This window comes from Anaerolineales bacterium, from assembly GCA_003105035.1.
Taxonomy (GTDB): domain Bacteria; phylum Chloroflexota; class Anaerolineae; order Anaerolineales; family UBA4823; genus FEB-25.
In genome coordinates this window covers 200,481-223,742 of sequence record PQAL01000003.1, presented here as the reverse complement: position 1 = coordinate 223,742, position 23,262 = coordinate 200,481, and the positions used below count along the sequence as shown (strand labels likewise).

15 protein-coding genes are annotated in these 23,262 nt (G+C 56.4%); 10 read left to right on the top strand and 5 right to left on the bottom strand.

Annotation, left to right across the window (positions count from 1 at the left end; translation table 11 throughout):
* Positions 1 to 33: 33 nt before the first annotated feature.
* The 5 genes from C3F13_02240 to C3F13_02220 all read right to left on the bottom strand — a co-directional run bounded on the left by C3F13_02240 (position 34) and on the right by C3F13_02220 (position 4,393).
* Positions 34 to 501: a transcription elongation factor GreA gene (locus C3F13_02240; GenBank protein PWB56379.1), complete on the bottom strand. Its 468-nt coding sequence runs from the start codon at positions 499 to 501 to the stop codon at positions 34 to 36.
* Positions 502 to 510: 9 nt separating this feature from the next.
* Complete coding sequence (locus C3F13_02235) at positions 511 to 1,662, bottom strand: deoxyguanosinetriphosphate triphosphohydrolase (GenBank protein PWB56378.1); 1,152 nt, start codon at positions 1,660 to 1,662, stop codon at positions 511 to 513.
* An 84-nt stretch (positions 1,663 to 1,746) separates the two neighbouring features.
* Entirely contained in the window at positions 1,747 to 2,547 is an 801-nt protein-coding gene (locus tag C3F13_02230) for a hypothetical protein (protein ID PWB56377.1), read from the bottom strand.
* Positions 2,544 to 3,491: a mevalonate kinase gene (gene mvk, locus C3F13_02225; protein PWB56376.1), complete on the bottom strand. Its 948-nt coding sequence runs from the start codon at positions 3,489 to 3,491 to the stop codon at positions 2,544 to 2,546. The genes C3F13_02230 and mvk overlap by 4 nt, the downstream gene beginning before the upstream one ends.
* Positions 3,492 to 3,505: 14 nt before the next feature.
* Positions 3,506 to 4,393: a decaprenyl-phosphate phosphoribosyltransferase gene (locus C3F13_02220; GenBank protein ID PWB56440.1), complete on the bottom strand. Its 888-nt coding sequence runs from the start codon at positions 4,391 to 4,393 to the stop codon at positions 3,506 to 3,508.
* Between the two features lie 85 nt (positions 4,394 to 4,478).
* On the opposite strand from C3F13_02220, the gene C3F13_02215 reads away from it, so the two are divergent.
* The 10 genes from C3F13_02215 to C3F13_02170 all read left to right on the top strand — a co-directional run bounded on the left by C3F13_02215 (position 4,479) and on the right by C3F13_02170 (position 23,259).
* Positions 4,479 to 5,279, top strand: coding sequence for a TlyA family rRNA (cytidine-2'-O)-methyltransferase (locus tag C3F13_02215; protein ID PWB56375.1), 801 nt, complete (start codon positions 4,479 to 4,481; stop codon positions 5,277 to 5,279).
* Between the two features lie 61 nt (positions 5,280 to 5,340).
* Positions 5,341 to 7,143 carry an elongation factor 4 gene (locus tag C3F13_02210; protein PWB56374.1) on the top strand — a complete coding sequence of 601 codons (1,803 nt, stop codon included), beginning with the start codon at positions 5,341 to 5,343 and terminating at the stop codon, positions 7,141 to 7,143.
* On the top strand, positions 7,088 to 8,179 hold the full coding sequence (locus C3F13_02205; protein ID PWB56373.1) for a hypothetical protein: 1,092 nt from the start codon (positions 7,088 to 7,090) through the stop codon (positions 8,177 to 8,179). Before C3F13_02210 ends, C3F13_02205 begins: the two co-directional genes overlap by 56 nt.
* A 27-nt stretch (positions 8,180 to 8,206) precedes the next feature.
* Entirely contained in the window at positions 8,207 to 9,394 is a 1,188-nt protein-coding gene (locus C3F13_02200; GenBank protein PWB56372.1) for a glycosyltransferase family 1 protein, read from the top strand.
* A 42-nt stretch (positions 9,395 to 9,436) separates the two neighbouring features.
* Entirely contained in the window at positions 9,437 to 10,222 is a 786-nt protein-coding gene (locus C3F13_02195; protein ID PWB56371.1) for a hypothetical protein, read from the top strand.
* A gap of 6 nt (positions 10,223 to 10,228) precedes the next feature.
* Positions 10,229 to 10,969: a hypothetical protein gene (locus C3F13_02190; protein PWB56370.1), complete on the top strand. Its 741-nt coding sequence runs from the start codon at positions 10,229 to 10,231 to the stop codon at positions 10,967 to 10,969.
* Positions 10,966 to 13,161, top strand: a complete 2,196-nt coding sequence (locus C3F13_02185; GenBank protein ID PWB56369.1) for a hypothetical protein — start codon at positions 10,966 to 10,968, stop codon at positions 13,159 to 13,161. Before C3F13_02190 ends, C3F13_02185 begins: the two co-directional genes overlap by 4 nt.
* Before the next feature lie 44 nt (positions 13,162 to 13,205).
* The gene (locus C3F13_02180; GenBank protein ID PWB56368.1) at positions 13,206 to 18,764 is read left to right on the top strand and encodes a hypothetical protein; all 5,559 of its coding nucleotides are present in this window, start codon (positions 13,206 to 13,208) and stop codon (positions 18,762 to 18,764) included.
* Positions 18,761 to 21,403 (top strand): hypothetical protein, encoded by a 2,643-nt coding sequence (locus C3F13_02175; protein PWB56367.1) that lies wholly within the window; start codon positions 18,761 to 18,763, stop codon positions 21,401 to 21,403. The genes C3F13_02180 and C3F13_02175 overlap by 4 nt, the downstream gene beginning before the upstream one ends.
* Before the next feature lie 80 nt (positions 21,404 to 21,483).
* Positions 21,484 to 23,259 (top strand): hypothetical protein, encoded by a 1,776-nt coding sequence (locus C3F13_02170; GenBank protein PWB56366.1) that lies wholly within the window; start codon positions 21,484 to 21,486, stop codon positions 23,257 to 23,259.
* The last annotated feature ends 3 nt before the right edge of the window (positions 23,260 to 23,262 follow it).

Sequence of the window (23,262 nt, the reverse complement as noted above, 5' to 3'; positions counted from 1 at the left end):
GTCTGGACAAGGCAAATATGTAATCAGTAATTTTTATTCAATTTTTAGGATTCTCAGTTTGATCGTTCCACCAGGGGTATCGGCAGACACTTCGTCGCCTACCCGTCCACCCAACAACGCACTGCCGATGGGTGATTCGTTGGAAATCATACCGTTGCGCGGGTCAGCTTCCTTGGCGCCAACCAGCCAAAAGGTCTCCTCAGGGTCATTCCCTTCCTGGACTGTAACGTGGCTGCCGACCTGGACAGTATCACCTGGCACTGCACTTGTGTCGATGAGGATGGCATTTTTCAGCAGGTATTCAAGCTCTTGGATGCGGCCCTCCATGAACGCCTGGTCTTCCTTGGCTTTATGATAATCAGCGTTTTCGGAGAGGTCACCCATCTGGATGGCGGAGCGCAGCCGCTTGGCCATCTCATCTCGCTTCGGGCCTTTCAGCTCCACCAGCTCGAGCTTTATTTTTTCAGCACCTTCGGGTGTCAAGTAAATTTCCTGTTCCATAGATTACCTCTAAGGTTTCATCACCGGGTCAAATAGCTTCTGGTATTCTTCCACTGCGAAGCGGTCAGTCATCCCAGCAATATAGTCACAGATCGTCCGTTCCAAACCCCGCTCCCTAGTCAATTCCTGGACGTGGTTGGGCAGGATGGCGGGTTCCTGCAAGTAGGCTTTGAATAGGTCCGTGATGATCCTCTCAGCCTTTACCGCCATACGCACCACGCGGTGGTGGCGGTAGAGATTGCTGTACAGGAAGTCCTTCAGCTGGCGGTTGCGCTGGTGCATCTCCTCGCTAAAGGTCACCACGTTATAAGACAGACTCTGCAGATCGATCACCGAACGTACCCCGCTTTCGCGCAGCTGGCTGTTGGTCGCCTGGATCATGTCGCTCACTTCCATATCGATCAGGTTGCGGATCATGCGATGGCGCGCCAGATCGTCCAGCACCTGACCTCTCCAGCCAACGCTCTCCACCAGGATCTCCCACAAAGTGATGCCTTCCAGCATGTGAGTGCTGATCATCCCTGAGCGCAGTCCATCGTCCAGGTCGTGGGCGGTATAGGATAGCTCGTCGGCGATATTGGTGATCTGTGCTTCCAGATGGCCGCGCAGGTCGGCATCGTATTCGCGTGCATCAGCGATATCGTATTCCGACTCGTGCTTGACGATCCCCTCTCGTACCTCCCAGGTGAGATTGAGGCCGGGGAAGTCTTGGTAGCGCTGCTCGAGTTTGGCGACGATGCGCAATGACTGACGGTTGTGATCAAACCCGCCATGGTCCTTCATCAGGCGTGCCAGGGTGGCCTCACCGTTGTGTCCAAAGGGCGGGTGTCCCAGGTCGTGTGCCAGGCAGATCGCTTCGGTCAGCTCGGGGTTGGCGCCCAAGGCACGGGCGATCGTCCTCCCGATCTGCGAGACTTCCAGGGTGTGGGTCAGCCGCGTGCGGTAATAGTCACCCTCATAATTAATAAATACCTGGGTCTTGTATTCCAGCCGACGGAAGGCGGTGGTGTGCAGGATGCGGTCGCGATCGCGCTGGAAAGCAGTGCGATATTCTGGCTCCTCCTCCGGGTAGCAGCGCCCCTTCGAATCCTTGCTACGGATGCCATAGGGTGCCAGGCTCAGGTCCTCAATTTTTTCAAGCTCTTTACGCGTAAAATACATATTTTCGCCCTGTTTTCGCCTTTTCAGACTTGTTTTATCCGAACCATATTATAACCCCGGATATTATGGAGCTCACACCGGCTCTTAGCCGTGGAGCAGGGTGCCCATATTTTCGCCCAACAGCGCACGCAGCAGGCTGCCGGGGGGCTCAGCCGAAAAGATGGAAGCGTTTAGCCCTGGCACACGCTCCACCATGGTTAAAACCTGGTGAACCTTGTCAAGCATACCGCCGGTCACGTCCGTAGTGGCTGAGCCTTTAACGCTAGCCTGGATGATAGGAAAACTTTGGGGTGTAATCTCCCTCAGCAGCCTGGTGTTCGTGGGATAATCCTGCCACACGCCGGGTTCAATGCCCGCCTCGAGCAAAAGCACCGGTCTGAATATGGGCACGAGATAGGAGAACAGGTCTTCGGTGGATAGAATCGTCCCGCCACGCATAAGGTCGAAGACTACATCTCCGTAGACCACCGGGAGCTGCCCTTCCTCAAGCGAGCTACGCAGCGGGATCAGGTTCCAGATTGCCACTTTGCCATCCCTGGAGATCACCGTGGCGGAAGGCGAGAATACCATCACCGGTAGGCCGGCCTGTTCGAGGGATTGCATCACCAGGCGATTCAATTCAGACGCTTCTTGCCAGACTTCTGCGAAACCCAGCCACTCTTCTGTTGAATGTATTCCCTGGCGGGTGTGATATTTGCTGGCGGGTACATGCCCAAATGAGCCCGAGCCGTGCCCCAGGATGATTTGTAAACCTTGGTCCTGCGATCGTGCTTCGGCGATCTCCCCTGCCAGGCGAGCCAGCACATCCATGCGCGGGGTGTGGGGTTGGGCTTTGACGGTGATCAACGAGCCACCTAACTTGAGGAAAACCAGCCGGGGGCTCATGTTGTGGGTACCTCGGTGGTGATCGTGCGAACGGCCCCGGCAGCTAGCAGTGACTCTGCCACTTGGCTGGACGTCTCTGAGGTGACCATGGCGATCATGCTGCCGCCCCGCCCAGCGCCGGAGAGCTTGGCTCCCTGCGCACCCGCTGACCTGGCAGCTTCCACCAGGCTATCTAGTGCTGGAGATGATATTCCCAGTTCCTGCAGCAGGCTGTGGTTATGGTTCATTAATGATCCCAGGGCGTCAACTTTGCCGGCTCTGATAGCCGCGCTGGCTGTGGAGGCGATTTCCCCGATATTGTCGAACAAACTTTCATAGAATGAGCGATCTTTCTCCCATGCATCTCGCAGGTCACCTACGGCTCTGGCGGTCGGGCTGTGGATTCCCGTATCACCGATGACCAGGATGAAGGGTTGTTTCACCTGCAGGAGCTCAATTGGTTTGTCTTTAATATAATACACCGGCCGGGCATAGGTGATAACCGTGTTATCGATGCCTGACGGGGTACCGTGATGGATCACTTCCACCTGGTAGGCGATATCCGATACCTGCTCATCGGTCAACGGGTGACCGAGGGAAGCTGAAAAAGCCCGCAGGATGGCTACCGACACTGCTGCTCCCGAACCCATCCCCCCAGCGATCGGGATGGTGGAAGTCACCTTGATGGTGCAGGCTGGCAAACGCTTCACCTGAATAACCTCAGCAGCCTTGTGGATCACTGCTGCCAGGGGGTGGCTCTCTGGCAGGTCACTCAGGTTCGCTTCCAGGCCGATGTCGGGCGCCTGTAGCCTGACCGAACCGGATGGAGCGCGCGGGTCCATGTTCACGATGGCTTTGGCGCGCACTTGCAGCACAGGCACAGCGATCGCCGGCTGCCCGTAAACCACTGCGTGTTCGCCGAATAAAATCACTTTTCCAGGTGCTGATGCAGAAAAGGCGGGCATTTTAATATTGTAGATCAAACAGGGGAGGAATAGAAAATGACCAGGATGGCCAGTGCCCACAAAAAGATCGTGATCTGCAGTGGCCGGTCGTTCAGTAGCACCTCCTCAGGCTCGCCGCCATATTCCTTAACCTGGATAAGCCACAAGTAGCGAAAGATGCCGTAGATCACAAACGGGATGGTCAGCATCATGGTGTGGTTGGCAGGCAGGTTGGGTGCTGAGAAGGTGTATAAGCTGTAAGTGATGATCGAGCTGCTCGAGACGATCAAGATAAGCTGGTCAAGCAGCGGCAGGGTGTATTCCCCCAGCGATTTCCGGTGAGCGTTCGCCTCTCCGGCCAGCAAGCTGAGCTCAGCCCGTCGCTTGCCGATTCCCAGGTAAAGGGCCAGGAAGGTGGTGAAGACATACAGCCAGGGGGAGAAGCGCGTGACGGTGATCAGTGACACCCCGGCGGCCACACGCAAGACGTAAAAGCTGGCCAGGCACATCACATCCAGGATGGGGGCATGCTTGAGCCAGGCTGAGTAAGCCAGGTTGAGCACCAGGTAGGCCAAACCGATCAAGGCAAATTCTAGCGAGAGCAAAGCAGCTGGGATGAATACGATTAAAGTCAGCAGGATGCCTGCCGCCTTGGCCGTGCGCACCTTCAGGGCACCGGATGGCAGCGGCCGCTGGCTTTTAAGCGGGTGCTTCTTGTCAGCTTCCAGGTCCACCAGGTCATTGATGATGTAAATGAGGCTTGAAAGCAGGCAGAACAGGATGACCCCCAGGATTGTGCGACCCAGGGCAACCCAGTTGGTCAGCTGTTTATCGAAGATAAGCGGGATGAATAGCAGCCCGTTTTTCACCCAATGGCGCGGGCGCATCGTTTTAAGCAGTGGCTTCACCCAGGCGAGAGACATGTTCTTATTCATATTAGTTTACCTGAGAATCATCAATTTATGGTACGAGAATCACTGCTTTCATCGTCCGAATCTGAGTTAATATATGCCTATGGGAAAATCGCGGCTGGATGTGCTGTTGGTGGAGCGCGGGCTGGCGGAGAGCCGCTCGTTGGCACAGCGCCTGGTGATGGCTGGTCAGGTGCGCGTCGACGGGCAGGTAGTGCTGCGAGCCGCGGCAAGCGTGCAGGCGGATGCCATTCTTGAAATCGATCAGGGGCCGCGCTTTGTCTCGCGCGGGGGTGAAAAACTGGCTGCTGCCCTGCAAGCCTTCCCCATTCAAGTGAAGGGCAAGCTGTGTGCCGATGTTGGAGCATCCACAGGCGGGTTCACCGATTGCTTGCTGCAACATGGTGCGCTGCGGGTGTATGCCATCGATGTCGGGCATGGCATCCTGGATTGGAAGCTACGCCAAGACCCGCGCGTGGTGGTGATGGAAGATACCAATGCCCGTTTCGTTGAGGTCCTTCCAGAGCCGGTTCAACTGGTCACTGTCGATGTCTCCTTCATATCATTGAAAATCATCCTGCCGGTGGTGATGAGCTGGCTGGCTACGGATGGGCAAGGCGGGACGGTGATCAGCCTGGTCAAGCCGCAATTCGAAGCCGGTCGCCATGAAGTAGCCCGGGGCAAGGGTGTGATCCGGGACCCCCTGCTCCATCGTCAGGTGTTATTGGATGTGCTGGGCTCAACCATCCCACTTGGATATGCCTTGCATGGGCTGATCCGCAGCCCCATCACCGGGCCGAAAGGCAACGTGGAATTCCTGGCCTGGCTGGAATATCCGGCTGAGCAGCAGGTCTCGATCGAAAGCCTGGTCGATACGCTGTTTGAGGCGCAAAATTAATCCAGCCTCACCAGGCGCATTGCCTTTCATACATTAAAATGGGTTATACTATGCCCCGTCAATGACCTCGGAACATATACGTAACTTTTGCATCATCGCCCATATCGATCACGGGAAGTCCACCCTGGCGGACCGGCTGTTACATCTCACCGGTACCGTGTCTGACCGCGATACCACCGAGCAAATCCTCGATAGCATGGACCTGGAGCGCGAAAAAGGTGTAACGATCAAGGCTTCTGCCGTGCGCATGAGCTACACCGCCTGGGATGGCGAGAAGTACGAGCTGAACCTGATCGACACCCCAGGACACGTCGATTTTGGATATGAGGTTAGCCGTGCTCTGGAAGCCTGCGAGGGTGCTTTGCTGGTGGTGGATGCCAGCCAGGGCATCGAAGCTCAGACCCTGGCTAACCTGTACAGTGCCCTGGAAGCTGACCTGGAAATCATCCCCATCATCAACAAAATCGACCTGCCTTCTGCCCGGCCAGACGAAGTGGCTCAGGAGATCAGCAGCCTGCTCGGCACGCCTCCGGATGAGATCATCCGCATCTCAGCCAAGGAGGGCACCCATGTCGAGGAAGTATTGGAAGTCATCGTCAGGCAGGTGCCACCTCCCCAAGGTGATGAGCAAGCTCCCCTGCGGGCGCTCATCTTCGATTCACACTACGACTCATACAAAGGTGTGGTGGCCTATGTGCGCCTGATGGATGGGCGGATCGACCATACCGACTCCCTGCTGCTGATGGCCACTGGCTTCCATGTCAAGCCGGTTGAGATTGGCATTTTTACCCCTGACCTGCGCCCAGTGATCACCTTGCTATCGGGTGAAGTGGGCTACATCGCCACCGGTTTGAAGACCGTGCATGAATGCCGGGTGGGCGATACCTTCACCAACGTCGCCACCCCAGCGGCCGAGCCCCTGCCAGGTTATCGCAAGGTGAAGCCGATGGTCTTCGCCGGCATCTACCCCGTGGAGGGCGAGGATTACGCCGACCTGAAGGATGCCCTGGATAAACTACAGCTCAACGATGCCTCCCTGACCTTCGAGCCCGAAACTTCCCAGGCGCTGAACTTTGGTTTTCGCTGTGGCTTTTTGGGCATGTTCCACATGGAGATCATCCAGGAGCGCCTGGAGCGCGAATACGACCTGGACATCATCGTCACTTCTCCTTCGGTGGAATACGAGGTGGTGCTGCTGACTGGCGAGACCATATTGATCGACTCTCCCGCTGATTTGCCGGATGAGATGCTCATCCAGGAGATCCGCGAGCCGTGGATGAACATCGAGGTTTTCAGCCCCACGGAATTCTACGGAACGATCATGGAGCTGGTTAAGAAGAAGCGCGGTGTGTTCACCACCCAGGATTACCCCGCCCCCAACCGCGTCCAGCTCAACTTTGAGATTCCCCTTTCCGAGCTCATCGTGGATTTCTTCGATTTGCTTAAATCGCGCACGCGTGGTTATGCTTCACTGGATTACCAGTTTGCCGAATACCGCCAGGACGACCTGGTCAAGCTGGAGATCCTGGTCAACGAAGAACCGGTGGATGCCCTGGCGACCATCGTGCACCGCAACGATGCCTATCACAAGGGGCAGGCGGTCATCACCAAGCTCAAGGATGTCATCCCGCGCCAGCTGTTCCTGGTTCCCATCCAGGCTTATGCTGCAGGGCGGGTGATCTCACGCGCCAATATTAAGCCTCTACGCAAGGATGTGCTGGCGAAATGCTACGGGGGTGACATCTCCCGTAAGAAGAAGTTGCTGGAAAAGCAGAAGCGCGGCAAGAAGCGTATGAAGATGGTTGGTAATGTTGAAATCCCCCAGGAAGCCTTCTTGGCGGTGCTGCGCATTGGGGAGGAGTAAGATCGCGACAGCCTCAAGCAGGGGTAATTGGAAGCGTATCTTGCCTGGGCTGATCATCAGCGTGGTAGCCCTGGTGATCGTATTTCGCATGCTGGATCCGAAGAAATTTGTCCTGGCGGTGCAGCAAGCCAATCCCACCTTCCTGTTCTTAGGGCTTCTGACAGAGATCCTATGGCTGATCGTGCGCGGATTTTTCTGGCGCACATTGTTGCAAAAGAAAGCCTCCTATCGGGATGCATTCATCACTGTTAATGAAGGTTACTTGCTCAACAATATCCTGCCCCTGCGCCTGGGGGAAATTGGGCGGGCATTCCTTATCGGGCGTAAGGCTCACATTGATTTCTGGCAGGTAATCCCGTCAATTATCATCGAGCGAGCCCTCGACCTGGCATTTGCCGCGGGGATCTTTCTCAGTACCCTGCCCTTTGTAATCGGTGTCTCTTGGGCCAGAGAAGCCGCCATCACTATCGCATTCATCGTGGTGGTTGGGTTACTTGGCATATACATCCTGGCGCGTAACCGCCAGCGGGTGCTGGGTTGGATAGAGCGACTGGCTCAGCGATCAAGCATGGTGCTTAAGCTGACCGGCAAGCGGGTGATCGCCTTCTTTGACGGGCTAGCCATCATTACCGACAGCCGCCTGTTCCTGGAAGCGCTGGGGTGGGAGACGCTGAACTGGCTGGTGGCCGTCCTGCAGTATTACCTGTTCCTGCGGGCTTTCTTCCCCTCCCCCGGCCTGCTGGGAGTGCTCTTCGCCTTGGGTGTAGGCGCATTGGGAGTTGCTGCACCCTCATCGCCTGGGGCGCTGGGTGTTTTCGAGGCAGCTTTAGTGGTTGCCCTGACCGGTACAGGGGTGAACGCTGCCACAGCCACGGCCTTTGCCTTGTCAGTGCACATCACCAGTTATGTCCTCACCAGCCTGATAGGCGGTTATGGTCTGTACAAGGATGGAGAATCGCTATCCGGGATGTACACCCGCCTGGGGAAAATGAAAACTGAAGGAGAACCCGAGCATCCGGCTGACGGAAACATTTAAGCCGCGCGTTGCGTCTGTGCTATTGCTATGCGGATCCTGACCACCCTTACCTACTACCGCCCCCATTATTCAGGCCTGACCATTTACGCCGAGCGCCTGGCGCGTGCCCTGACGAGGCGTGGGCACCAGGTGACCGTGCTGACCTCGCGCTATGACCGTAGCCTGCCTGCTCGTGAGGTCAGGGATGGCGTGCAGGTCATCCGGCCGCATGTGCTGATGCACGTCAGCAAAGGGGTGCTCATGCCGAGCATGTGGTATTGGGCATGGGTGAACATCCGCCGGGCAGACGTCGTACATCTGCACCTGCCTCAGCTTGACGCTTCCTATATCGCCCTGATCAGCCGCTTGCTGCACAAGCCTGTGGTGCTCACTTATCATTGTGACTTGCTGCTTCCTAAAGGCTTCATCCATGCCATCGCCAACCAGGTATCGCACCTGGCTAACCATATGTCATTAAGTCTATCGAATGAGGTGGTGGTAAACACCCTGGATTACGCCCGAGAATCCGCCTTCCTGCGCCATTACCTGCTGAAAATTCGCGCCATCCCCACCCCGGTGGAACTGGCTTCCCCCACACAGGATGACCTGCAGAGCTTAAAGGAAAAAGCCATGTTGGAGCCTGGTCAGCGCGTGATTGGGATGGTTGCCCGCCTGGCCGCTGAGAAAGGGGTGGAATACCTGGTGGAAGCCATGCCCGAGATCTTAAAGAGGCATCCACAGGCACGCGTGCTGCATGTCGGGCAGTACCAGAACGTCCTTGGTGAAGAGGAGTATGCCGCCAAGCTGAAACCAAGGATCGAAGCCCTGGATAATCACTGGACCTTCATGGGAATCCTTCCCGCGGCGGAGCTAGCCGCATTCTACCAGCTTTGCGACGTGACCGTCTTACCCAGCACCAACAGCACCGAATCGTTCGGGATCGTGCAGGTGGAATCGATGGCCAGCGGCACGCCGGTAGTGGCTTCCAATATTCCTGGCGTGCGCGAACCGGTGAAGATCACTGGCATGGGGCGCCTCATTCCGCCGGCAGATGCTCACTCCCTGGCGCAGGGGATTAACGAGGTGCTCGATCAGCCGGAGCGCTATACCGGCGATGTTGAGGGAGTAAAAACGATGTTTTCATCCGAGCATATTGCTGAAGCTTATGAACAGTTGTTTCGCAGCCTGCTCAAAGAAAGGACGATCACCCGCTCGCCGGTGGAGAATGCCTCCTGATCCCTGATGATGTGATCGCCCCACTATCCTGGTGATTTTCACATGACCCACCCTGATTTCCTCTGGCTAAACCTGCGTGAGCTGCCCTATTTTCGGGCCATGCTCAGGGCTGTGGAGGCTGAATTTTACCAGCAGTTTGAGCTGACTTCACCCACCCTCGACCTGGGCTGTGGCGATGGACATTTTGCCAGCATCACCTTCGAGCGTAAATTGGATGTTGGGCTTGACCCATGGACCGGGCCTATCCACCAGGCGAGGAAATATGGTGGCTATAAGTCACTAGTGCAGGCGGATGGCGGCCGGATACCGTTCCCAGAAGGCTATTTCTCCAGCGCGGTCAGCAATTCGGTCATGGAACACATCCCACATGTGCAGCAGGTGCTGGCTGAACTCAGGCGGGTGATGGCAACCGGGGCTATTTTCCTGTTTTGCGTGCCTAACCCGCTCTACCTGAGTGAGCTTTCCATACCCCGCTTGCTGGGTAAAATTGCCTTAAAAGGCGCTGGACAGGCCTACACTGCCTGGTTCAGGCGCATGTCGCGTGTTGAACATGCCGTATGGCCTGAAACCTGGCAAACCTGGCTGGAGGGGGCAGGCTTTAAACTTGAGAAGTGGTGGCATTATTTTTCTCCCCAAGCTATGCGCACCCTCGAGTGGGGCCATTACCTAGGTGGGCCCACGTTACTTCCACATGCCCTCACGGGGCACTGGATCATCGCCCCTTACCGCTGGAACCTGTTCTTTACCGAGCGTTATGTACGCCGCTATGCCATCGCCCAGCCTGATCCTGAGGGTACGTTCACCTTCTTTGTTGCGCGGAGCACCTGATAACCCATGAGCCAGATTGCTCCCGGCACCCAGCCGTTTAATCAGGATTACTTTTCAACCGGTCCTTACGCTGGGGTGAACTTCAAGCGTTACAGCCAGTATTGGTGGTCAAACCGATATTATGCTCATCTGGCATGCCGCTTTGGGCCTGCCAGGGGTGCCGTACTGGAGCTGGGCTGCGGTATGGGCCACCTGCTCTCCTGGCTGGCAGAGCACTATGGTGTGTATGGCACCGATATCAACCCATGGGCGTTAGCCAAGGCGAAGCTGAATGTGCCTGGTGGGCACTTTGCGGTCCTTTCCGCCGATGATTGCTTTACCTTTCCACCGGCCTCTTTTGAAATCGTGATAGCCAAGCATGTGGTGGAGCATCTGCAGCATCCTGAGCAAGCCATCGCCGAAATGAGCCGCGTATTGAAGCCTGGCGGTGCGCTCATCCTTGCCACTCCTAACTTGAGCTCGCCCATGCGGAAAAGGAAAGGCCCAGGCTGGATTGGGTATCAGGATCCCACCCACATCAACCTGAAGCCTCCCGAGGAATGGCTGGCCTGCTTGCGTCTCAACCAGTTTCGGGTGGTAAAGGCCTTTTCCGATGGGTTTTGGGATGCTCCTTATTTCCCAGTCATCCCCACCGCCCTGCAGAAGCTGTTCTTTGGCCTGCCGGGGGGCTTGCAAGCTGTTCTTGGATGGAGTATTATTCCCCTTCGTATGGGTGAAAGCCTGATTGTGGTGGCGGCGAAAGAATGAACCGTGAACCAACGGTTCTGGATTACCTTAAATCCCTGCTGCACGGGAAGCCACTGGCAATTCCCGCCGCTGAACCTGCCCCCCAAACATCCCCAGAAAGTACTGAACAATCCATAGAACGTCCTGAGCAGATGGAGTTGCTGGCTGATTCAACCCAGGCCCGTGTGCTGCCCCGCTCACACCTCGAGCTCCCCTGGCGCTCCTTGCTGGCCCTCGGGTTGGCTCTGGTGGCCCAATTATCCCTGCTTCCCCGCCCCAACCGGCAGTGGATCCCGGGCGTGATCCTGTACTTACTCGCGGCAGGCGTGCTGGTGTGGGCAGTATGGAAAGGCGAGTGGGCGCCGGCCGAGCTGCCCGAGCCCGAAGATCACCCCGAAGATTATCGCGTGCGTTCTCGCTGGCTGATCATCAGTCTGCCCCTGGCCCTGGTAGCCTTCCTGCTCCTCGGGGGAAACCGTTTCACCGTCCTCAATGTCTCTGTATGGCTTCTGGCGGTGATATTTACCTGCCTGGCTTTCTGGCAGGGAGAGCTGCCATTCAAGGGGTGGTGGCAGTGGCTCAAGGATCACCTGCACTTTCCGTGGAAGTTCTCCATCTCCAGTTGGGCTTTACTCGTCATTGCCGTGTTAGCGCTGGTGGTCTTCTTCCGCACCTTCCGCATTACCCAGGTGCCCCCGGAGATGGTCAGCGATCATGCCGAGAAGCTGCTGGATATTTGGGATGTGCTCCATGGGCAAACGCAGATCTTCTTCCCGCGCAATACCGGGCGAGAAGCTATTCAAATGTACCTGACGGCAGGGATCATCAAGCTGCTGCACACCGGCTATACCTATCTGAGCCTGAAGATCGGCACCGTTCTGGTGGGGTTACTTACCCTGCCGTTCGTTTACTTGCTGGGTAAGGAGCTGGGCAACCGCCGGGTGGGACTGTTCGCCTTACTGTTTGCGGGCATTGGTTACTGGCCGAATGTGATTTCCCGTGTCGGACTACGCTTCCCGCTCTACCCGCTATTTGTCGCTCCGACCTTGTTTTACTTGATGCGTGGCCTGCGTACTGGCAGGCGCAACGATTTCATCCTGTCGGGCTTGGCCCTGGGGATTGGCTTGCACGGCTACACGCCCATCCGCATCTTGCCCATTCTCGTGTTGATCGTTGTTGGCCTGTTCTTGCTTCACCCTCAGGCCCGGGGCCGCAGGCTACAGGTATTTACCGGGCTAATGGTGCTGATCCTGATTTCCCTGCTTGTCTTCCTGCCCCTGCTACGCTTTGCGATCGAATATCCCTCCCTTTTTGACTACCGGGCTTTTTCACGCCTGGGGGAATCTGAGCGTTCTTTGCCTGGCCCCGCCTTGCTGATTTTCATTAAGAACTTATGGAACGCATCCACCATGTTCTTCTGGTCGGACGGTAATATCTGGGTCCACTCGGTGACCAACAGCCCGGCCCTGGATGTTATCTCCGCAGCCCTGTACTTCCTCGGTGTGGTCTTGCTGCTGGTACGCTACATCCGCAGGCGTACCTGGCAAGACCTAGCCTTGCTCATCTCAGTACCGGTGTTGATGCTGCCATCCATACTATCTTTGGCCTTTCCGGACGAGAACCCGGCTTTGAACCGGGCGGGAGGCGCCATTGTGCCGGTTTTTGTCATCATTGCCATTGCCCTGGATGGGTTGATGTCGGGTATTGAGCAACGCATGCCTTCCAAAAGCGGGTCAAGGTTTTCGTGGGGGCTTGCGATTGCGCTCATTTTCTTCTCCGCCCTGGGGAATTATGACTTAGTTTTCAACCAGTACCAACGGGCTTATGTGCTGGCCTCCATCAATAGCTCCGAGATGGGTAGCGTCATCCGTGATTTTGGCGAGCTGTATGGCGGGATGAACAATGCCTATGTGGTCCCTTATCCATACTGGGTGGACACGCGCCTGGTGGGCATGAATGCCGGTGACCCTACCCGGGATATGGCTATCATGCCTGACCAAATTGATAACACTGTCAACTTCCCCCAGCCGAAGCTGTTCATCATCAATCCACAAGACCAAGCTGACCTTAAACTGCTATACGAATTGTTCCCTCATGGGACGGTCTCCAGTTACAATTCGCAGGTTGGAAAGGATTTCTACATCTACATGGTTCCAAAGGCGTCATCGAGTCCAGGTGCAGTACCTGGACCGGGAGGAGTGGTGATTCCCTGAGGATAACGCTCAGGAAATTCACAGGATTATTATTTACCTAGATTATGACTGAAGCCGTTCCCTCTTCATCACAGTTGCCTGTCCAGCAGAAAAGAGCTCGTTGGGTCACCCCCCTGATCTACGACATCCTGCTGGTATTCGTGCTCTTGATCGGCGCGGCTTTTCGTTTTATCGGTATCCAGTGGGGTGAATTCCAATATCTACACCCGGATGAGCGTTTCCTGATCTGGGTTGGGACGGATATCGCCCCAATCGACACGCCCGATGCCGAGTTGGGGACGCCTCCCAACACGGTAAACAATTCCTGGCGGGCGCAATACCCTGATGCTTACCCGGATTGCAAGAATTGGGGCGGCTATTTCGATGCCTCCTGCTCGCCTCTCAACCCCAATAACCGCGGCCATTCGTTTTATGTTTACGGTACGCTACCGATGTTCATCACCCGCTATATTGTGGAGTGGGTGTACGGTCATTCCGGCTTCAATGAGATGACCATCGTCGGCAGAATCCTTTCTGCAATTATCGATCTGTCGTCGGTCGTCTTGGTATACCTGATTGGGAAGCGCCTGTTCAGCCGGTCGGTGGGCCTCCTGGCGGCAGCTTTTGCTGCCTTCACGGTGCTGAACATCCAGCAGTCGCACTTCTTCACCATGGATACCTTCTTCAGCTTCTTTACCCTGCTGGCGGTTTATTTTGCCGTGTGCATCAGCCTGTTGAATGGGAAAGTCGTTGTTCAACAGCCTGAACCTGGTGAAGACTCGCCGGAAGGTCCCGCTGAGGGCCAGCGGGGCAATGCTCCCCTATCAACGTCTGCCCGTATCGCCGACTTCATCAAGCAGCCCTATTTTGGCCCGTCGATTGCTTTTGGGATTGCCCTGGGTTGCGCTGTCGCTTCCAAATTAAGCGCCGCACCGGTGGCCTTTGTGCTTCCGGTGGCTTATGCGGTGGTGATCTTCCGCAAGCCCGCTGCCGAGCGCTCGCGCTGGCTGATTAATGCGTTTGTGTACCTGGGTATTGCAGCCGTTGTGAGCATACTGGTATTTCGACTTTTCCAACCCTATGCCTTCCTGGGACCTGGGTTCCTTGGGGTGCGTCCCAACCCGCAGTGGGTGTCCAATATCCGTGAGCAGCGTGCCCAGGCGGCCGGTGACATCGACTTTCCACCTTCGCTGCAATGGGCCCGCCGACCGATCTGGTTTTCAGCCCAAAACATGGCGGAATGGGGTTTGGGTATTCCCCTGGCGATATTGGCTGCTTTCGGCTTCCTGTGGGCGGGCTGGCGCATGCTCAAAGGAGACTGGCAGCGACATGTTGTGCTCTGGTCATGGGGAGGGTTTTATTTCGTCTGGCAGTCGATGCAGTTTAACCCGACCATGCGTTATCAGATGCCCACTTATCCCATCCTGACCATCTATGCTGCCTGGGGACTGGTGGAATTATGGAATCTCCGGCGCCGTAAACGGGGAGGAGCGACATCTCCGGAAGACGAGCATCAACCCGCAGCTGTGAAGTGGGCAAAGCCCGTTGCAATCCTGGGGGGAGCCCTCGTATTGGTCGCCACGCTCCTCTGGGCCTTGGGGTTCAGCCTGATCTATGCCCGTCCCATCACGCGCGTGGCTGCCTCTGATTGGATTTACCAGAATATCCCTGGACCGATCAACCTGCACATCCAAACCGGGAGCGGGGAGTACAACCAGCCGCTCTCAATCCCGTATGGCATCACCATCCAGGCTGATTTGCCATACCAGACCGTATTTACTGCTCATGAAAGCGGTACCGTGAACGAGGTTGCCCTCGGGCATGTTGCCAACGAGCTGGCCCAGCCGGTAGCACTGGACGTATTCGTTTTTAGCACAACCGGTGAGGTACCGTTAAGCCAGTCATCTGAGATGGTCACCCCGTCTCGATCTGGAATCTCCTTCTCGAGTAAAGAAATCTTGGCACTAGCTACACCCCTGCCAGTCAAGGCTGGTGCCGAGTACACGCTGATGCTCACCACGCCGGATTCCTCCCGGGTACTGAACGCCTGCGGTCCGCTTGAACTGACCATTCTAACTGCTGGTGTTAAAACCGTGCAGTCCATCCCCACACCCACCCAGTGCCTGATCCAGCCTGGTTCTGAATTTACAGTATCCTTGCCGATCCAGGTCGATGGTTCCCTGGAGTCAATCTCTCTGAGCCAACTGGTGGATCAGACCCCAGCTCAGGGCCAGCAAACAATCCAGATCAGCATCGCTTCGGGCGAGGAGTCTCAACCGCCGGTAACTGCCAGCCTGACTGCGGATTTCGGCGCTGGTACGGGCTATACCATGACGCTGGATACGCCCCTTGTGCTGGAGGCTGGCCGGAATTACAACCTTTCCCTGGCGTTGGTTTCTGGAGAGGGTAGACTCACCGTCCAGGGCTCAGCCATTGCGAATGAAGGCGATTGGGATGATGGCCTGCCCTTGCGGGTGGATGGCTACGATCCTTTTGGCGGAATCTATACCCCCGGCCTGAACTTTAACATGTACACCGATGATAATGCCGACAAGCTTGAGCATTTCATCGACGTGTATGACCGCACCGAGTACATCCTGATCAGCTCCAATCGCCAATGGGGCTCGCTACCACGCCTGCCTGAGCGTTTTCCAATGAGCAGTTTGCATTATCGCTACCTGCTGGGCTGCCCGGATGACAAGGATATCGGCTGGTGCTACAGCGTGGCCGAACCCGGGTTGTTCCAGGGCAAGCTGGGTTTCGAGCTTGTGGCGATCTTCCAATCTGATCCAACGATCGGTCCGTTCAGCGTCAACGACCAATTTGCCGAGGAAGCTTTCACGGTTTACGACCATCCCAAGGTGTTGGTCTTCAAAAAGACCAGCAGCTACAATTCCGATCAGATGCGCCAGATACTCAGCCAGGCGAATTTCGGCGAGATCGTGCGGATCACGCCCAAGAAGGCTGCCTACCACCCGGCAAATTTGATTCTCCCTGAGGTACGCCTGTACCTGCAGACCATTGGGGGCACCTGGTCACAGCTGTTTGATCCACAGGCCCCGCAAAATCGCTACCAGATCCTTGCAGTAATAGTATGGTACCTGAGCGTAGCTGTCCTGGGGTTGCTGACCTATCCCCTGTTGCGCATTACCCTGCCAGGCTTGCGGGATCGCGGTTACCCCCTGGCCCGTACGGCAGGCATGCTGATCCTGGCTTACCTTACCTGGCTGGCTGGCTCGGTCAATATCTCCTTCAGCCGCCTGACCATTACCCTGGTCATCCTGATCATGGCCGCGGTGGGGATCTATCTGGCGTACCGTCAGCGGGTCGAGCTGCGCGAGGAATGGCGCTCGCGGCGCAAGTATTTCTTGATCATTGAAGGGCTTTTCCTGGTATTTTTCGTGGCCTTCCTGCTCGTCCGGCTGGGTAACCCCGACCTGTGGCACCCGTGGAAGGGTGGGGAAAAGCCGATGGACTTTTCTTACTTCAACGCCATCCTGAAGAGCAGTTCCTTCCCGCCTTATGACCCCTGGTACGCTGGTGGCTATATGAATTATTACTACTGGGGTTTTGTCTTCGTCGGTGTGCTGGTCAAGTGGCTGGGCATCGTGCCCTCCATTGCCTACAACCTGATCCTCCCCACCCTGTTCAGCCTAGTTGCCATGGGAGCCTTCTGCATTGGCTACAACCTCAGTCACCCTCGTTCACAGGGAGTCGAGCAGCCTGATGACCCGGCCGCCACTGATGGTGACCAGCCGCCTGAAGCTTCCACCAGCCGGCCGTATTGGATCGGGGTAGCTTCGGCGGTCGGCATGACCATCGTCGGCAACCTGGGCACCCTGCGCATGTTTCTCAAGGGCTGGGAGCAGCTGGGTGTTCAGGGTGGAGTGACCGACACGACGCCCCTGCTCACTCGCCTGGCCGGTCTGCCTGTGGGAATATGGAACAACCTGTTCCACGGCGCCCAGCTACCTTATGGCCTAGCTGATTGGTATTGGCTACCAAGCCGGGCTATCCCTGCCCCGAATGACGTTGAACCAATCACTGAATTTCCCCTGTTCACCTTCCTGTATGGCGACTTGCATGCCCACATGATCGCCATGGCCATCGCCATGTTGGCTCTTGCCTGGGCTGTGGCGGTGCTGCTGGGTAAAGCTCATTCGAGCAGTCGTGGGGCAGGCTTACTGAGCTTGCTGTTGGGTGGCCTGGCGATCGGCGCCCTTTACCCCACCAATCTCTCTGATATTTATGCCTACCTGCCCATTGGGATGCTCGTCCTTGGCTATGCCCTTTTTCGGTATGCCGATCGACAGCGTTTCACCTGGCTTCCCCAGGTCAGCCTGACCTTAAAACGTTTGCTCATTGCTGGGGCAGGCATATTGCTCCTGGCGGTCTTATCCTACGCTTTATATCTACCTTACCGCTTATGGTATGCCCAACCATACTCTGCCGTCATCCCCTGGACGGGTACGCATACCCCCTTGTGGTCCTATTTAACCCATTGGGGCTTGTTCCTGTTCGTCATTGTCTCCTGGATGGTATGGGAGACGCGCGAGTGGATGGCCAATACGCCCCTGGCCTCACTGCGCAAGCTGGAGAAATACGCCGGGCTGATCATTGCCGGGATTGTGCTGCTCATACTGGCTTGCTTGCTGGTGAGCATCAAGATTCCTGGGATCGAAGCCATGCCTTTCCTAAGCAAGCTTCCCATTGGGCGAGGCGCTGCCATGGTCTGGGTCATCCTGCCACTGGCGGCATGGGCCGGGGTGTTGCTCTTACGGCCTGGGCTGCCTGACGTGAAGCGCCTGGTGCTCTTCTGGGTGGGGACCGGCCTGCTTATCACTTTGATGGTCGAGATGGTGGTGGTGCGCGGGGATATTGGCCGCATGAACACCGTGTTTAAGTTTTACCTGCAGGTCTGGGGGTTGTTTGCCCTGAGTGCGGCGGCTGCTTTGGGATGGCTGCTCGAGCCGATGCGGGGCTGGCTGCCCGGTTGGCGTGGAGCTTGGCGGGTGGGGTTTGCTTTCCTGGTATTCTCAGCCTTTTTATTCACCTTGTACGGCACGATGGCCAAGATCAAGGATCGTTGGGTGCCTGCCGCCCCCCACACCCTGGATGGCATGGCCTACATGCCCTATGCGACTTATTATGAAGATTATACTAACACTACCGAGAGCACCCCAGCCAACCAGCGCGGGCTTGCGATGGATTTAAGCCAGGATTACCGCGCCATCCAGTGGATGCAGGAAAACGTGCATGGTTCGTCGGTGATCGTGGAAGCCAACTCGCGCAACCTGTACCGCTGGTACACGCGTTTCACCATCAATACGGGCTTGCCTGGCGTGGTCGGATGGGAGTGGCACCAGCAGCAACAACGCGCCGTCAACCCACCCGAATGGGTGACCAAGCGCATTATGGATGTGGATGAGTTTTACACAACCATCGATACGCAAACCGTCAAGCAGTTCCTGAACCTGTACCAGGTTAGATATATCGTGGTCGGGCAGCTGGAGCAGCTCACCTATCCCGGCTCTGGGCTGGATAAGTTCCCGGCGTTCGTCGGTAATTTTTGGAATGAAGTCTACCGGGATGAGAATACGGTCATCTACGAGGTGATCCAATGATCCAGGTACTGGTCTGGTGGCTGCTCATGGAGATCCTGGGTTGGTTGGCTCTGCCGACTGCCATGCGCATCTTCCGATGGCTGCCCGATCGTGGTTATTCCTTCAGCAAGGCGCTCGGTCTGCTGCTGGCCAGTTATTTCCTGTGGCTGGGTGCCAGTACCGGCCTGGTGAATAATGACCTGGGTGGCAGCCTGCTGGCAATCCTGCTCGTGGCGGGCATCTCCGCCTGGTTTTATTTTCGCTGCCGGGGCACGCTTATCCCCAATTTGGGTGGCTTCCTTAAGGACAAATGGAAGCTGGTCGCCACAGTTGAGGTGTTATTTGCCCTGGCCCTGGTAGCCTGGGCTGTCCTGCGGGCTTATGCTCCTTACAAGATTGAGCCTACGGGTGGTGAGAAATTCATGGAAATCGCCTTCCAGAATGCCATCTTACGCAGCCAGCACTTCCCACCCCTTGACCCCTGGCTGTCAGGCTTCGCCATCTCATACTATTATTACGGCTATGTGATGCTGGCCACGCTCACCCGGATTTCAACAGCAATCTCCGGTGTGGCATTCGACCTGTATGATGCCCTGCTGTTTGCCCTTACCCTGATTGGCGCGTTCGGTGTGGTATACAACCTGGTAGCCTATAGCCGAAAAGCTCGTAGTAAGGTTGGTGACCCTCCATTGCGCTCTGGCCCTGCCCTGGCTGCTGGTGTGTTGGGCGGGGTGCTGGTGGCGGTGATGGGTAACCTGGAAGGTGTGCTTGAATCGCTGCATGCCCGCGGGATCCTGTCTGAGCGCTTCTGGAACTGGATCGACATCCCGGGTTTGGTCCAGGCACCGGTAACCGGCTCGTGGTACACGGGTGATATCTTTCTGTGGTGGTGGAAGGCATCGCGCGTCCTGGCGGATAAGAATTTCCTCGGGCAGAATATGATCGTTCAACCGATCGATGAATTTCCTTTCTTTAGTTTTTTGCTGGGCGACAACCACCCACACGTATTGGCTCTGCCCTTCGTGCTGCTGGCGATTGGTATGGCCTTCAACTTACTGGTGCGTCAGCTGGAAAGCAGCCGCCGGGAGGTTGAGCAGGAGGTAGATTCTGAGCACAAATCAGGTTCACATTGGTGGAATCCGGTAGCCTTTGCCCTGGATAATGACTGGTTATTGTTTATGTTCTCCGCCCTTATCCTGGGTGCCCTGGGTTTCTTGAACACCTGGGACCTGCCCATCTACCTGGGGTTAGTGGTATTGGCGTATGGCCTGGGTCTGGTTATGCAGAGGGGCCACCTGGATTGGGAGGCAATAGTGCGCTCTGTCGTGCTCGGCATAGGCCTGGGAATCGCTTCTATTTTCCTATATATCTTTTTCTATCTAAGTTTCAGCTCACAAGCCGCTGGCGTCCTGCCCTATGTATTTCCACCCACCCGGCTGGTCCAATACCTGGTCATGTTTGGCACACTGGTCTTCCTGGTTATATGCTTCCTGACCGTGTATCTCCACCAGCAAGGTGAAGCGGGCCAGCGCGTGTGGCGTTCTTTCCTTTTCTGGTGGCTACGCATCCTGGGAATCTGCGTGGGGATATTCCTGGCGATCATGCTGATCATCGCTTTGGCCTTCCTCGTTCTGAACCCTGCTCCAGATAGCTCATTAATGGCCACCCTGCAGCAGGTGTTAGGAGGCATGAGCTTGAAGGAAGCCTACCTGGCCAGTATACAGGCGCGCCTCAGCGATCCCTGGCTGTTGCTCATGCTAACCGCCTTATTGGCCCTGGTACTTGCCAGTGTGGGCGCGGTATTGAAAGGTCGTTCAGCAATTGCTGAGCCCGGCGAGGAACCGGCACATGCTTTACCGGCCTTCAGCAGTGACCTGTTTGCCTTGTTGTTAATTTTTACCGGATTGGCCTTGACCTTGATCGTCGAATTTATCTACCTGCGCGATAGTTTCGGCGTGCGCATGAACACCGTATTCAAGTTTTACTATCAAGCCTGGGTCATGCTGGGAATCGCCGGTGCCTATGGCACCTGGTGGCTGCTGGCTCACCTCAAGCGCCCTGCCGGCCGCATCATATTCGCGGCTGGGGCTATCGTATTTATCGGTTTAGGCCTGGTCTACCCGCTGATGGCTTATCCCAGCCGGGCTGGTGGGTTTAGTGGTCCGGCTAATCTGGATGGCTCGAGCTCGATCGCCCAGGCTAACCCGGATGACTGGGCGGCGATCGAGTGGCTGGATGCCAATGCTGAGCAAGGGCTGCCAGCTGGGGATGTGCCGGTGATCCTCGAAGCACCCAGTGTTCCTCCCTTGGGTGGCTCGTACACCTATGAGGGACGGATGAGCGCCTTCACAGGCTTCCCAACCATGCTGGGTTGGGCAGTCCACGAGAGCCAATGGCGCGGTAGTTATGATGAGCAAGCCAAGCGTGAGCCAGATATCGCTACGATCTACACCTCCTCCGATGGACAGTTGACGCTAGATCTCCTGAACAAGTATGGCGTGGATTACGTCATCCTGGGTCAGCCCGAGATGAATTACATCCAGCATATTTGCAACCAGGCGAGCGCGGGTTGCACGCTGAGCACTGCCTTGCGTAAGCTAAATCAGGTGCTTGAGCCGGTATTCAAGCAAGGCAATCTGACGATTTTTAAAGTACCCTGAGAGGCTGATCAGGGCACGGCGGTAGCCGTGCCCTTTTTATTCCCTGGTGATGGAGTTGGTATAATACGGTCTGGAATTCCATGAAGACGAACAAGGTCACACCTGAAGTTTGGTTTTATGCGCTGACATTCGTGCTGGCGTTGGGGATCCGCTTTTACCAGCTGGGTGCAGGTGCGCTCAGCGATGGAGAAGCAACCTGGGCTCTTCAAGCGTTGGATCTGGCACGTGGACATACGGTCACTTTAGGCGGTCAGCCGGGCTACCTGATGCTTACCAGTTTATTATTTTCATTGATTGGCAGCACCAATTCGCTGGCGCGTTTTATCCCCGCTCTGTCGGGCAGCTTGCTGGTTTGGCTGCCTTTCTTTTTCCGTGGCTGGATGGGCGATTCAGCATGGCGGCAGCGCGCCGGATTGGTGATGGCATTTGGCCTGGCGCTCGACCCTGGTCTTGTCTCTATTTCAAGACAGGTTGGCAGCCCGATGCCCGCCCTGGCATTTACACTGTTAGCCCTGGCTTGCCTCTACAATCGCCGCATGGTTTGGAGCGGGGTTTGTGCCGGGTTGGCAGTGCTTTCCGGCCCAGCCTTCCTCCAGGGGTTGCTGATCCTGGGGGTAAGCTGGGGAATATACCTACTTGTCAGCCGCTGGATGACGAAACCCCGGGAGGAAGATGAATCTGTTGCGGATACACATCCTATTCCGGCTGCGCTGCTCAGGGTCGCTGGCATAACCTTTCTCTTTACTTTGTTGGCAGTGGGCACGCTACTTTTCCGCCATCCGCAGGGGCTAGGCGCCCTGGCTGAGAGCGTGTCAGCGTACGTGCAAACCTTCTTGACCTCCAGTGGCATTCCCTATTTGCGCCTACCAGCCAGCCTGCTCGTATATCAACTGATTGCTGTCCTGTTCGGGCTGATCGGGGCTGGAAAAGCCTGGCTGGGGTACCGAAGTGAGCCAGATGTCCGCCGGGTGATGGTCGGGTTGAGCATTTGGGTAGTGATTGCGATTATCCTGCCGTTTATTTACGTTGGAAGGCAGGTGAGCGACCTTTCCTGGGCTCTTGTGCCGTTGTGGGCCCTGGCATCTTTGGAAATTAGCCGTTCGTTCCTGGGTGGTGAGGAGCGTGACACTTACCTGGTGGCGGGAGCCCTGGGGGTCTTGCTCAGCATCTTTGCCGTGATCGGATGGTTCAATTTTCTGGCTATCGGGCGCTACCAGGCGAACATTTTGTTGTATGCGGCCATTATTGCCGGGGCATTTCTCCTGGGGCTGGTGGCCGTGCTGTTGGTGATGACCGCCTTTTCTTCAAAAGAGGCGAATTCAGCAGCCAGCCTGGGCATGGTCTGGTCACTGTGCCTGATGCTCGGCCTGTTCCTGTTTGCGGGTAGCTGGGGCATGTCGATCGTGCGGCAAAATGGAGCCCAGGAGCTGTGGAGCAGCTCGCCTACCCCGGGCCAGGTTGGCCAATTGATGCAAACGCTAACAGACTTATCCAGCTGGAATACAGGCCTACGCGACCAGCTAGAAGTGGTGGATATGACCGGCTCACCAGCCATGCAGTGGGCTTTACGCGACTTTCCCTTTGCCCGCTCTGAGGCAAGCCTGGCAAGTGCAGAATCTCCCCCGGTTGTGATCACCCTCAAAGAGGCCGAGGAGCCTCGTCTGGTCCAGGAATACCGCAGCCAGGATTTCATCTGGCGCCTGTCCCCAGGTTGGCAGGGAGTTTTCCCGACAGATTTCATTAATTGGCTGGCCTTCCGCAAGGCACCCCTGAGCCAGGAGCAAGTCATTTTATGGACGCGGACCGATAGCTTCCCGGGCGGAGGCCCGTCTGCCAGCGAGAATGCCACCCCGTGACAT